Origin of the sequence: Salmonella sp. SAL04157, from assembly GCF_046551635.1 — a bacterium.
Taxonomy (GTDB): Bacteria; Pseudomonadota; Gammaproteobacteria; order Enterobacterales; family Enterobacteriaceae; genus Salmonella; species Salmonella enterica.
Window position 1 is genome coordinate 192,773 of the sequence record NZ_JBGDVS010000007.1, and the last position, 12,558, is coordinate 205,330.

Here is a 12,558-nt window from a genome sequence, read left to right on the forward strand (position 1 = left end):
CATGCTGTGAGTATATACAGTTAAAGGTGATTTTGGAACCACAAACGGCGCAAAAAACAAGAGATTTATAAAATTTGGAACCTTTATCGAAAATGTGACCATAACAGGATGCCCCAGGTCATCAGGGCAACGAAAATAGACAGTAGCACCGCAGCCGATCCCATATCTTTCGCACGGCCGGAAAGCTCATGGTATTCAGAACCGATGCGGTCCACGACCGCTTCAATAGCGCTGTTGAGGATTTCAACAATCATGATAAGTAAAACGGAACCTATCAATAACACACGGGTAATCGCATCCACATCCAGCCAGCAGGCGATGATGACGCCCAGCAATACCGCGATACTTTCCTGGCGAAACGCTGCTTCGTGAGTCCATGCGGCGCGAAATCCTTTCCAGGAATATCCTGCCGCTTTGATAATTCTGGTGAATCCAGTGGTATTATTGGCCATCAAAAGAACCTTTTTACATTATTAACGTCAATGACATTATACGGTTGCCCTGCACGATTCGGACTGCCGTAACGCAGCGCGAAGTATGACGGGATACAACAGAAATTCGCTAAACTTTCTGATATCCTTGCACCGCATTTGCATTATTAACCAGAGGCTTTACATCGTTTATGTCCGGCTGGCCACGAATTTACTACAAATTACTGAATTTACCATTAAGCATACTGGTAAAAAGCAAGTCTATTCCGGCGGAACCCGCCCAGGAATTGGGGCTCGATACTTCTCGCCCCATTATGTATGTCTTGCCATACAACTCAAAAGCGGACTTACTGACGCTGCGGGCTCAATGTCTGGCGCACGATCTCCCGGATCCGCTGGAGCCGCTGGAGATCGACGGCGCGCTGCTGCCACGCTATGTATTTATTCACGGCGGACCGCGTGTCTTTACCTATTACACGCCAAAAGAAGAGTCGGTGAAACTTTTTCACGATTATCTCGATCTGCATCGGAGTAATCCGGCTTTGGACGTGCAGATGGTGCCCGTTTCCGTGATGTTTGGCCGCGCGCCGGGTCGTGAAAAGGGAGAAGATAACCCGCCTTTACGTATGCTGAACGGCGTACAGAAATTCTTTGCCATCTCCTGGCTGGGTCGCGATAGCTTTGTCCGATTCTCGCCGTCCGTCTCATTGCGTCGTATGGCTGATGAACACGGCACCGATAAAATCATCGCGCAGAAGCTGGCTCGCGTGGCGCGTATGCACTTTGCCCGCCAGCGCCTGGCGGCGGTTGGCCCACGCCTGCCAGCCCGTCAGGATCTGTTTAACAAACTGCTGGCCTCGAAAGCGATCGCCCGCGCGGTAGAAGACGAAGCGCGTAGTAAGAAAATCTCTCATGAAAAAGCGCAGCAAAACGCCATTGCGCTGATGGAAGAGATCGCGGCGAACTTCTCTTACGAGATGATTCGTTTGACCGACAGGATTTTGGGGTTTACCTGGAACCGACTGTACCAGGGGATTAACGTGCATAACGCCGAGCGCGTACGCCAACTGGCGCACGACGGGCATGAAATCGTCTATGTGCCCTGTCATCGCAGCCATATGGACTACTTGCTCCTTTCTTATGTGCTGTATCACCAGGGACTGGTTCCGCCGCACATTGCCGCCGGTATTAACCTTAATTTCTGGCCCGCTGGCCCGATTTTCCGTCGTCTGGGCGCGTTCTTTATTCGTCGCACCTTTAAGGGGAATAAACTCTATTCCACCGTCTTTCGCGAATACCTGGGCGAGCTGTTCAGCCGCGGCTACTCGGTTGAGTATTTTGTCGAAGGAGGACGTTCGCGTACCGGACGTTTGTTAGATCCGAAAACCGGCACCCTGTCGATGACTATCCAGGCGATGCTGCGCGGCGGTACCCGTCCAATTACGTTAGTGCCTATTTACATCGGCTATGAGCACGTCATGGAAGTGGGCACCTATGCGAAAGAACTGCGCGGCGCGACAAAAGAGAAAGAGAGCCTGCCGCAGATGCTGAAAGGCTTGAGCAAGCTGCGCAATCTGGGTCAGGGCTACGTTAACTTTGGCGAACCGATGCCGCTCATGACGTACCTGAACCAGCATGTGCCGGAGTGGCGCGAATCTATAGACCCTATAGAGGCCATACGCCCAGCCTGGCTGACGCCGACGGTAAATAGTATCGCCGCCGATCTGATGGTGCGTATTAACAACGCTGGCGCGGCAAACGCGATGAACCTGTGTTGTACCGCGCTGTTAGCGTCGCGTCAGCGCTCGCTCACCCGCGAGCAGCTCACCGAGCAGCTTGATTGCTATCTCGATCTGATGCGCAATGTCCCTTATTCCACAGACTCAACCGTTCCTGCCGCCAGCGCTGGCGAGCTCATCGCTCACGCGCTGCAGATGAATAAGTTTGAGGTCGAGAAAGACACCATTGGCGATATCATCATCCTGCCGCGCGAGCAGGCGGTGTTGATGACCTACTATCGTAACAATATCGCGCATATGTTGATTATGCCTTCGCTGATGGCGGCGATTATCACCCAGCATCGTCGCATTTCGCGTGATGCGTTGCAGCAGCATGTTGAAGCGCTCTATCCGATGTTAAAAGCGGAGCTGTTCCTGCGCTGGGAGCGCGAGGAGTTAGCCTCGGTCATCGACGCGCTGGCCAGTGAAATGCAGCGTCAGGGGCTAATTACCCTGCAGGATGATGAACTGCATATCAACCCGACGCATTCCCGTACGCTGCAACTGCTGGCGGCAGGCGCGCGCGAAACGCTACAGCGTTATGCCATTACGTTCTGGCTGTTGAGCGCCAATCCGTCCATCAACCGCAGTACGCTGGAGAAAGAAAGCCGTACCGTGGCGCAACGTCTGTCTGTCCTGCACGGTATTAACGCGCCGGAGTTTTTCGACAAAGCGGTGTTCAGTTCACTCGTGTTGACGCTACGGGATGAGGGTTATATCAGTGATACGGGCGATGCCGAACCGGCAGAAACGATGAAGATATATCAGATGCTTGCCGATCTGATTACCTCTGATGTCCGTCTGACGATTGAAAGCGCGACGCAGGGCGAGTAAGCCAGTGCCTGAAATGCCCGATGGCGTAAGCTTATCGGGCAACTGATATGACGTATTGAAAATTTTGGCTTTGTAGGCCGGGTCCGCCCGGCATGACATCAGAAGTGCCAGTAACTCATCGCCAGCCCTAAAAATAGCACCAGGCCAACGTAATTATTGTTCATAAAGGCTTTAAAGCAGGCTTCACGTTCACGGTTCGCAATCAGTTTTTGCTGGTAGACAAACAGCGCGCCCGCCACCAGCACAGCCCAGTAATATCCCCATCCCAGACCATTCAACCAGCCGATCAGCGCCATTAACGCCATGACGCCAAGCTGCAGAATCCCGATAATCAATGTGTCATAACGACCAAACAGGATCGCCGTCGATTTAATGCCTATCTTGATATCATCATCTCTGTCGACCATCGCATATTGCGTATCGTAAGCCACCGCCCAGAGAATATTGGCGAGGAACATCAGCCAGCAGCTCAACGGCAGGGATTCGCTCACCGCGGCGAACGCCATGGGGATTGACCAGCCGAAAGCGGCCCCCAGCACGACCTGCGGCAGGTGGGTGTAGCGTTTCATAAAGGGATAAACCCAGGCCAACGCCAACGCCGCCACGGAAAGCAGAATCGTCATCGCGTTCAGCGTCAGCACCAACAGAAACGCCAGCAGCACCAGTACCACAAACAGGTTGCGCGCTTCTTTCTCTGTCACGGCGCCGCTGGGTAAAGGCCGGTTGACCGTACGTTTTACATGTCCGTCAAATTTACGATCGGCGTAATCATTTACCACGCAGCCCGCCGCGCGCATTAACCACACGCCAGCGACAAAAACCGCCAAAATCCACAGCTGAGGCATACCCGGTGTCGCCACCCATAGCGCCCAAAGCGTCGGCCAGAGCAGCAGCAACGCGCCAATAGGCTTATCTGTACGCATCAAACGGTGAAACGCCAGCAGCTTACTCTGCGTCAGACTCCACTCCATCTTTATCTTCCTCTCAGTACAGCGGCGATGCAGGTAAAAAAAGCTCGGTAAGCAACAGCGGTTTTCCGCTCAACCGCAGTCGAGAGCGGCGCCCCCACAGCGTTGCATCGCGTCCAATTTCAATAAAATCGCGGGTCAGTGTCGATGATGTAAATAGATAACGTCCAAGCGGGGTTTTACCCAGATGTTGTAAGACCTGTTCAGGTCCGCACAGCGTGGATTCCGGTACCACGGTACGTCCGGCAAGCCAGGGCTCGCCGTCAGCGCAAAGCAGTATCTCACGTAACCAGTAGCGGGATTCGGATGGCAGTAAACCTGATGCTTCCTCGACCTCGCTTTGGTCGACAAACGCTTCCCGAATCAGCGTCACGCTTACCCGCTTTCCCAGTTGCTCAAAACGTTTAGTCATAGAATCTTCCAGCAACAGCCAGTCCAGCAAATGGGGTTCAAGCGCAGGAATCGCATCAAAATAGCGCAGCGCACGCAGTTGCGTTAACGCAGGGTGTGACATGCCTTACTCTCCGATTCATAACCTAAAGTCATTGTATCTCAGAAAAGACATTACGGGGGGCGCAATCACAATTAAGTGATCTGTTGCGCAACAAAAAAATAACAATTCGCATGAAATGATAAAAAAAGGTGCGCCAGGAGACGCACCAGTTGCTGCAAAATCAGCACTGTGGGGAAACAATTACCCCTTGCCTTTTACACTGCTGATAAAGGTGGAACGGGCAGATGTCGATCCCAGACGTTCGGCCTCATCAAGCAGTTTCAGCGCTTTATCGACGTCGCCTTTCGCTACGGCATCCTTAATCGCTTTATTAAAGTAGCTTTCCGTATCGTTCAACATCGGTTCGCTTTTCTTCGGCGCGACTGGCGTTGGCGCAGCGACCGGCGCGGCGGTATTGCCTACCGTTACCGGCCCGGTACCGGACGAGCCAAACAACGGCCCGACCAATACGCTGGAGCTACTGTTGGTTTTCACCTTCAGTTTCACCACGCCGTCAGTGGTATGGCGAGCAACTGGATCGGGAATATCCGGGATAGAGTTACCGACGCCTTTGGCATAGGCTTTTGCCGGATCGAGCAGCGTAGTGGTTTGCTGAAGATCTTTTTCGGTCGTAAACACCAGAACATAGAGTTTCTGCTGCCCCAACGCAGGCGTCAGGCGCATCACGCCTTCCAGCCGGTCTGCGCTCATGACGCCCGGCTGCTGATAAGTAAAGTAACTGCTGGGGAAGAATGCCGAAGGCGTCATATTTTGGTCAAGAATCAACACGTTTGGCGCAAAAACGCTGGCTTGCTTATTGACCTCGCTGGTGAGAGTTAATGTCAGCTCGCCGATATTCGCCGGAACGCTATAAGCGGCGACCGGGCCGGTAATGCCGGCGACGTCAAGGCGCTGGCCGCCCGTCGCCAGTTGGGTAGACTGCGTTTTTGACTGATCTACAGGCGTCCAGGTTAATTGCTGTAGCGCAGCAGCAGGAATAGCGGGCGCGGCGCTGGTATTTTGCGGTACATAGTTCACTTCCGCCAGGCTGATACCCGGCACGCTGGCGAACAGCCCTGCGGTTAAACAGAGGGCGACGAGACTTTTCTTCATTTTCATTATTCTCACCTCAATAAGGCGGGTTCAGCGGTAGCCAGGCAATAGCGCGCCAACCCAAACATATCGCCGAATGGCGGCTGGCGCCTTATTCGGCTTACAAGCATCATCAGACCTGATGTTTCAGAGGGGCTTGCGCCCCTCGTTACGTCAGATGACCATCGTATTACCACCAGATTTCCATCTGGGCGCCGAAGGTCCACTCATCGCTATCGCCACGGCTGTTGGTGGAAATGCCGGAGTTAGTCGCTGCGGCATAACGGGAAATGTTATCGCCGTCTTTGATATAGCCCCATTTCTCATCCCATTTCGCGTAGGTGGCGAAAATACGGATAGCCGGACGCGACCAGATGCTGTCGCCCGCCTGCCACTGTTGCGCCAGGGTGATTTTATATTGATTGTTACGATCGCCGGTCTGCTGAGATTTCACGTTGTCGTAGCCGACTTCCAGCAGGGTACTCATGATTGGCGTCCACTTGTACATTGGACGTACGCCCACGGTCCACCACTCAGTACCCAGGTTATTATCCCAATCGATATTCTGGTACATACCGACGTACATCAAATCCCATTTATCACCAAGCGAGATGGCGCCATGATCCAAAATACGCCACATATCGCCATTATTATTGATGACCTTATTGGCATAATTAATTTTGGTTCCATCAGGCAATTCTTCAGTGAAAGATGAAGAACCGTCGGAACCACGCGCCTGGCCTTTACCCTGCGTGGTCATGGCATCGGTGGCATATTGCACGACAAACTTGTTATAGCCTTTCAACATACTTTGCGTGTGTTCGGCGGTGAACATCCAGCCGTCTTTCGATGCCCCATCAGCCAGCTTATAACCATCGGTCGTATTGGCGCGACCGTAATCAACGCCCAGCTCCAGTACGCCGTCCGGGTTCGTTTGCAGACCAGCCAGACGTACGTCAAAGACGTCGTTAGCGGTATCTTTCACTTCATCATAAATATTCTGGCTGCTGAAGGTGTAAGAGCCGCCCGCTTCAGTAGAGCGGGTCGCCGCCAGTGAAAGCTTACCGAAGCCCAGATCGATATTTTCGATACCCGCGCCAGGACCTGAAATATCCCAGTAGTAGAAGTCGATCATGTGTACGTCATGACGCTGATAGAAGCGCTTACCGGCCCAGATGGTAGAGCCCGGCAGCCATTCAATCAGGTTTTTACCCTGCACGTTCGCTTCGCGGAAGGCGGGATCGGTCGATTCCCAGTCGTTCTGCTGGTTAACCGAATAGGCGACGTTGGTGTCGAAATAGAAGCTCTTATCGCCCTCTTTCCACACTTCCTGGCCCAGTTTCAGTTCCGCATAGGTTTCACATTCGTTACCGAGACGGTATTTACTTTGTGCACCGGTCACCTGGAAACATTGTTGTTCGCCGCCGCTTCCCGTCCAGCCAATACCGGAACGGGCGTAACCGTGGAAATCGACAGCCATTGCCTGAGCGGACATTACGCCCGCTGCGACAGCAACCGCCAGAGGGAGTTTGCGCAGAGTAATCATCATTCTATCTCCTGAGATCATTGCTTTTCTTTAAACGCTGCCACCTTCTAAAACTGCGAATGGTTTTGCGTTTCGTTTTTTTATGGAGGCCTTAAACACCCGGCTCTTGATGCAGACGACGACATGCGCTGCCATCCTCGCGGAACAGATGACAGCGCTCTGGCGGCAGGCCGATAGCGAATGTGGCGCCCTCTTCTACCAGCACCACGTCATTCTGGCGATAAACCAGGTTTTGACGGATGGCGGGGATCTGGATATGAATTTGTGTTTCGTGCCCTAACTGCTCGACCACCTGGACTTCACCTTCCAGGGTGACATCGGCGATATCGCTCGGCAGCAGGTGTTCCGGCCGAATGCCTAAAGACATATTGGCGCCGACCTGCACGCCGCGACTTTCGACCGGCAGCCAGATTTGCTGGCGATTCGGCAGTTCGACCTGGACTTGTTCAATCGCGGTGGCGGTCACTTTCACCGGCAGGAAGTTCATCTTCGGCGAGCCGATGAAGCCCGCGACAAAGCGGTCCGCCGGATAGTGGTACAGCTCCAGCGGCTTACCGACCTGCGCGACGCGACCGGCGTCCAGCACCACGATTTTGTCGGCCAGCGTCATCGCCTCGACCTGATCGTGGGTGACGTAAATCATCGTGCGGCCCAGACGTTTATGCAGGCGAGAAATTTCAATGCGCATCTGCACGCGTAGTGCGGCATCCAGGTTAGAGAGCGGTTCATCCAGCAAAAACACACGCGGCTCCGCTACCAGCGTGCGGCCAATCGCTACGCGCTGACGCTGACCGCCGGAAAGCGCTTTTGGCTTACGTTCCAGCAGATGCGCCAGTTGCAGCACTTCCGCCACCTGGTTGACGCGTTGATTCATAACCTCTTTTTTGGCGCCCGCCAGCTTGAGGCCGAAAGACATGTTTTCTGCAACGGAGAGATGGGGATAGAGCGCATAAGACTGGAATACCATGCCCACGCCGCGCTCGGCAGGCGGAATATCATTCATACGGGTTTCCCCGATAAACAGGTCGCCACTGGTAATGGTTTCAAGCCCGGCGATCATACGCAGCAAGGTCGATTTACCACAGCCTGACGGTCCGACAAACACCACGAACTCCCCGTCATGGATATCGAGGTTAATATCTTTCGATACCACCACGTCACCCCAGGCTTTCGTTACATTTCGTAGCTGTACGCTCGCCATGCCCTTCTCCCTTCGTTACAACCTGTCATTGACAGCAACATTCATGATGGCCTGACTATGCGCGATCCCTGACTGGGGTAAATCCTCCACCCCCCGGCTTTTTTATGGGGGAGGAGGCGGGAGGATGAGGGCACAGCGCCTGAGACCACGGGCGCGGGCAGAAAAGGAATTTCGTGATGCCGCCCGCAAAAATCGGCGTGTTTTTATGTGCGCCAGCACGCATTACTCACATTTATGTAACACAGATCACATAAAGCCGGGGTGGGGCGTAGGGGCGGGGAGGATGGAAAGAGGTTGTCGTATAAAGAAACTAGAGACCGTTAAACCACCTCTGTGTACATCACCAAAAAGGATGGGAGATATGAAGATTAAAACTGGCGTAGGCATCCTCGCATTATCCGCACTTACGACGATGATGATTTCCGCCCCGGCTCTCGCCAAAATTGAAGAAGGTAAACTGGTTATCTGGATCAACGGCGACAAGGGCTATAACGGTCTGGCCGAGGTCGGTAAAAAATTTGAGCAAGACACCGGCATTAAAGTGACCGTTGAGCACCCGGATAAGCTGGAAGAGAAATTCCCGCAGGTGGCTGCCACCGGCGACGGTCCTGACATTATCTTCTGGGCGCACGACCGTTTTGGCGGCTACGCGCAGTCTGGTCTGCTGGCGGAGGTCACTCCGGATAAAGCGTTTCAGGACAAACTCTATCCGTTCACCTGGGATGCGGTACGTTATAACGGCAAGCTGATCGCCTACCCCATCGCCGTTGAAGCCCTCTCCCTGATTTATAACAAAGACCTCGTCCCGAACCCGCCGAAAACCTGGGAAGAGATCCCGGCGCTGGATAAAGAACTAAAAGCGAAAGGGAAGTCGGCGATAATGTTCAACCTGCAAGAGCCGTATTTCACCTGGCCGTTGATCGCCGCTGACGGCGGTTACGCGTTCAAATTTGAAAACGGCAAGTATGACGTGAAAGACGTTGGCGTCGACAACGCCGGCGCGAAAGCGGGCCTGACTTTCCTGATCGATATGATCAAGAACAAAAATATGAGCGCCGATACCGATTACTCCATCGCCGAAGCGGCCTTCAATAAAGGCGAAACGGCAATGACCATCAACGGCCCGTGGGCATGGTCGAACATCGACAAGAGCAAAGTCAACTACGGTGTCACCCTGCTGCCGACCTTCAAAGGCAAACCCTCGAAACCGTTCGTCGGCGTGCTGAGCGCGGGGATTAACGCTGCCAGCCCGAATAAAGAGCTGGCGAAAGAGTTCCTCGAAAACTACCTGCTGACCGATCAGGGTCTGGAAGCGGTGAACAAAGATAAACCGCTGGGCGCCGTGGCGCTGAAATCTTTCCAGGAGCAGTTAGCGAAAGACCCCCGTATCGCCGCCACCATGGATAACGCCCAGAAAGGCGAGATCATGCCGAATATTCCGCAGATGTCCGCCTTCTGGTATGCGGTACGTACGGCTGTGATCAACGCCGCCAGCGGCCGTCAAACCGTGGATGCCGCGCTGAAAGATGCACAAAGCCGTATCACTAAGTAATGCCGCGAGCCTGTGCCGGATGGCGGCATAAATGCCTTATCCGGCCTACAACACACCGTAGGCCTGATAAGCGCAGCGCCATCAGGCACATCTCCGGCCAGGAAGTTTCAACGCTGTAGAGGAAAACCCCCATGGATGTCATTAAAAAGAAACACTGGTGGCAAAGCGACCAGCTTAAATGGTCAGTAATTGGTCTGCTGGGCCTGCTGGTGGGTTACCTTGTAGTTTTAATGTACGTACAAGGGGAGTATCTGTTCGCCATCATGACGCTGATTTTAAGCTCTGCTGGCCTGTATATTTTTGCAAATCGTAAAACCTACGCCTGGCGCTACGTTTACCCTGGCCTCGCCGGCATGGGGCTGTTTGTGCTATTCCCGCTGGTGTGCACCATCGCCATCGCCTTTACTAACTACAGCAGCACCAACCAGCTCACCTTTGAACGCGCCCAGCAAGTGCTGATGGACCGTTCTTATCAGGCGGGAAAAACCTATAACTTCGGTCTTTACCCGGCCGGCAACGAGTGGCAACTGGCCCTCACCGACGGAGAAACGGGCAAACATTACCTGTCTGACGCATTTTCCTTCGGCGGCGAACAAAAATTACAGCTGAAAGAGACCGATGCCCTACCGGGCGGCGAACGCGCCAATCTGCGGATAATCACCCAGAACCGTCTGGCGCTGAACCAGATAACCGCCGTCCTGCCGGATGAAAGTAAAGTGATTATGAGCTCGCTACGTCAGTTTTCCGGTACCCGTCCGCTGTACACACTGGCTGATGACGGCCTGCTTACCAATAACCAGAGCGGCGTAAAATACCGGCCAAACAACGATAGCGGTTATTATCAGTCGATCAACGCCGACGGAAGCTGGGGTGATGAAAAACTCAGTCCTGGTTATACCGTTACTATCGGCGCGAAAAACTTTACGCGCGTCTTTACCGACGAAGGGATTCAGAAGCCCTTTTTCGCTATCTTCGTCTGGACCGTGGTCTTTTCGGTCCTCACTGTGGTGTTAACCGTGGCGGTTGGGATGGTATTGGCCTGCCTCGTACAGTGGGAAGCGCTGAAAGGTAAAGCTATCTACCGCGTCCTGCTGATTCTGCCCTACGCCGTACCGTCGTTTATTTCAATTTTGATTTTCAAAGGGTTATTCAACCAAAGCTTTGGCGAAATCAATATGATGCTGAGCGCGCTGTTTGGCATTAAACCGGCCTGGTTCAGCGACCCCAACACCGCGCGGGCAATGGTGATTATCGTGAATACCTGGCTGGGCTATCCCTACATGATGATCCTGTGTATGGGGCTGCTGAAAGCGATTCCGGATGACCTGTACGAAGCCTCCGCAATGGACGGCGCCGGTCCATTTCAGAATTTCTTTAAAATCACCTTACCGCTGCTGATTAAGCCGCTAACGCCGCTGATGATCGCCAGCTTCGCCTTTAACTTTAATAACTTTGTCCTGATTCAGTTATTGACCAACGGCGGGCCAGACCGCCTCGGCACCACCACGCCTGCCGGTTATACCGATCTGCTCGTCAGCTACACCTACCGTATCGCCTTTGAAGGCGGCGGCGGTCAGGACTTCGGTCTGGCGGCGGCCATTGCCACGCTGATCTTCCTGCTGGTAGGCGCGCTGGCAATAGTGAACCTGAAAGCCACGCGTATGAAGTTTGATTAAGGGAGATAATAACAATGGCTATGGTCCAACCCAAATCTCAGAAACTGCGTCTCCTGATCACGCACCTGGGGCTGCTGATTTTCATCGCGGCGATTATGTTCCCGCTGCTGATGGTCATCGCTATCTCGCTACGTGAAGGGAACTTCGCCACCGGAAGCCTGATCCCGGACAAAATCTCCTGGGAACACTGGCGGCTGGCGCTGGGTTTCAGCGTGGAACATGCGGATGGTCGGGTAACGCCGCCTCCCTTCCCGGTCCTGCTGTGGCTGTGGAACTCGGTGAAAATCGCCGGTATTACCGCCATCGGCATCGTGGCGCTCTCCACCACCTGCGCCTACGCTTTCGCACGAATGCGTTTTCCAGGTAAAGCAACACTGCTCAAAGGGATGCTGATTTTCCAGATGTTTCCGGCGGTTTTGTCTCTGGTAGCGCTGTATGCGTTATTTGATCGCCTGGGACAATACATTCCATTTATCGGTCTGAATACGCATGGCGGCGTGATCTTCGCCTATCTTGGCGGCATCGCGCTGCACGTCTGGACGATTAAAGGCTACTTCGAAACTATCGACAGCTCGCTGGAAGAGGCCGCCGCGCTGGATGGCGCAACCCCGTGGCAGGCATTTCGCCTGGTGCTGCTGCCGCTTTCCGTACCGATTCTGGCGGTGGTGTTTATTCTGTCGTTCATCGCGGCGATTACCGAAGTTCCGGTCGCCTCGTTGTTACTGCGCGATGTGGACAGCTATACGCTGGCCGTGGGTATGCAGCAATATCTCAACCCGCAAAACTATTTGTGGGGCGACTTTGCCGCCGCCGCCGTCCTTTCCGCTATTCCTATCACCCTGGTGTTCCTGTTGGCGCAGCGTTGGCTGGTCAACGGCCTGACGGCAGGGGGTGTGAAAGGTTAAGTCTTATCGAAGTACCTGCCCGGCAACGGGCAATGCCACTGCCCTCAACTTATGTTATCCCCACTTATGGTCGTATTTTGGC

10 protein-coding genes and 1 pseudogene are annotated in these 12,558 nt (G+C 53.8%); 4 read left to right on the forward strand and 7 right to left on the reverse strand.

The window, feature by feature from the left end; all coding sequences use genetic code 11:
• Nucleotides 1-83: 83 nt before the first annotated feature.
• Complete coding sequence (locus ACLJRE_RS16670) at nt 84-452, reverse strand: diacylglycerol kinase (RefSeq protein ID WP_000002900.1); 369 nt, start codon at nt 450-452, stop codon at nt 84-86.
• A gap of 170 nt (nt 453-622) precedes the next feature.
• On the opposite strand from ACLJRE_RS16670, the gene plsB reads away from it, so the two are divergent.
• Nucleotides 623-3,043: a glycerol-3-phosphate 1-O-acyltransferase PlsB gene (gene plsB, locus ACLJRE_RS16675; RefSeq protein ID WP_000017360.1), complete on the forward strand. Its 2,421-nt coding sequence runs from the start codon at nt 623-625 to the stop codon at nt 3,041-3,043.
• Nucleotides 3,044-3,141: 98 nt separating this feature from the next.
• Here plsB and ubiA read toward each other — a convergent pair whose 3' ends face one another.
• The 5 genes from ubiA to malK all read right to left on the reverse strand — a co-directional run bounded on the left by ubiA (nt 3,142) and on the right by malK (nt 8,343).
• Nucleotides 3,142-4,014: a 4-hydroxybenzoate octaprenyltransferase gene (gene ubiA / locus ACLJRE_RS16680; RefSeq protein ID WP_000455249.1), complete on the reverse strand. Its 873-nt coding sequence runs from the start codon at nt 4,012-4,014 to the stop codon at nt 3,142-3,144.
• A 13-nt stretch (nt 4,015-4,027) separates the two neighbouring features.
• Nucleotides 4,028-4,525, reverse strand: coding sequence for a chorismate lyase (gene ubiC, locus ACLJRE_RS16685; protein ID WP_000019216.1), 498 nt, complete (start codon nt 4,523-4,525; stop codon nt 4,028-4,030).
• Between the two features lie 180 nt (nt 4,526-4,705).
• A complete protein-coding gene (malM, locus tag ACLJRE_RS16690; protein WP_023212855.1) occupies nt 4,706-5,623 on the reverse strand; it encodes a maltose operon protein MalM in 918 nt (305 codons plus the stop codon).
• 163 nt (nt 5,624-5,786) lie between these two features.
• A complete protein-coding gene (locus ACLJRE_RS16695; RefSeq protein WP_000973678.1) occupies nt 5,787-7,145 on the reverse strand; it encodes a maltoporin in 1,359 nt (452 codons plus the stop codon).
• Between the two features lie 88 nt (nt 7,146-7,233).
• Nucleotides 7,234-8,343, reverse strand: a complete 1,110-nt coding sequence (gene malK, locus ACLJRE_RS16700) for a maltose/maltodextrin ABC transporter ATP-binding protein MalK (RefSeq protein ID WP_000179176.1) — start codon at nt 8,341-8,343, stop codon at nt 7,234-7,236.
• A gap of 361 nt (nt 8,344-8,704) precedes the next feature.
• Between malK and malE the strand changes: the two genes are divergently transcribed.
• Nucleotides 8,705-9,895: a maltose/maltodextrin ABC transporter substrate-binding protein MalE gene (malE, locus tag ACLJRE_RS16705; protein ID WP_000695415.1), complete on the forward strand. Its 1,191-nt coding sequence runs from the start codon at nt 8,705-8,707 to the stop codon at nt 9,893-9,895.
• Here malE and ACLJRE_RS16710 read toward each other — a convergent pair.
• Nucleotides 9,844-9,984, reverse strand: a pseudogene (locus tag ACLJRE_RS16710) (hypothetical protein); the annotation flags it as partial. The gene malE and the pseudogene ACLJRE_RS16710 sit on opposite strands and share 52 nt — an antisense overlap.
• Before the next feature lie 42 nt (nt 9,985-10,026).
• Between ACLJRE_RS16710 and malF the strand changes: the two are divergent.
• Both malF and malG read left to right on the forward strand, forming a co-directional pair.
• Nucleotides 10,027-11,571, forward strand: a complete 1,545-nt coding sequence (gene malF / locus ACLJRE_RS16715) for a maltose ABC transporter permease MalF (protein WP_000382569.1) — start codon at nt 10,027-10,029, stop codon at nt 11,569-11,571.
• A gap of 14 nt (nt 11,572-11,585) precedes the next feature.
• Nucleotides 11,586-12,476 carry a maltose ABC transporter permease MalG gene (gene malG / locus ACLJRE_RS16720; RefSeq protein WP_001252085.1) on the forward strand — a complete coding sequence of 297 codons (891 nt, stop codon included), beginning with the start codon at nt 11,586-11,588 and terminating at the stop codon, nt 12,474-12,476.
• Nucleotides 12,477-12,558 lie beyond the last annotated feature (82 nt).

Coding starts and splice junctions, on each gene's coding strand:
- plsB (WP_000017360.1), top strand. CDS start 623: ATGTCCGGCTGGCCACGAATTTACTACAAATTACTGAATTTACCATTA.
- ubiC (WP_000019216.1), bottom strand. CDS start 4,525: ATGTCACACCCTGCGTTAACGCAACTGCGTGCGCTGCGCTATTTTGAT.
- malK (WP_000179176.1), bottom strand. CDS start 8,343: ATGGCGAGCGTACAGCTACGAAATGTAACGAAAGCCTGGGGTGACGTG.
- ACLJRE_RS16695 (WP_000973678.1), bottom strand. CDS start 7,145: ATGATGATTACTCTGCGCAAACTCCCTCTGGCGGTTGCTGTCGCAGCG.
- ACLJRE_RS16670 (WP_000002900.1), bottom strand. CDS start 452: ATGGCCAATAATACCACTGGATTCACCAGAATTATCAAAGCGGCAGGA.
- malG (WP_001252085.1), top strand. CDS start 11,586: ATGGCTATGGTCCAACCCAAATCTCAGAAACTGCGTCTCCTGATCACG.
- malF (WP_000382569.1), top strand. CDS start 10,027: ATGGATGTCATTAAAAAGAAACACTGGTGGCAAAGCGACCAGCTTAAA.
- malE (WP_000695415.1), top strand. CDS start 8,705: ATGAAGATTAAAACTGGCGTAGGCATCCTCGCATTATCCGCACTTACG.
- malM (WP_023212855.1), bottom strand. CDS start 5,623: ATGAAAATGAAGAAAAGTCTCGTCGCCCTCTGTTTAACCGCAGGGCTG.
- ubiA (WP_000455249.1), bottom strand. CDS start 4,014: ATGGAGTGGAGTCTGACGCAGAGTAAGCTGCTGGCGTTTCACCGTTTG.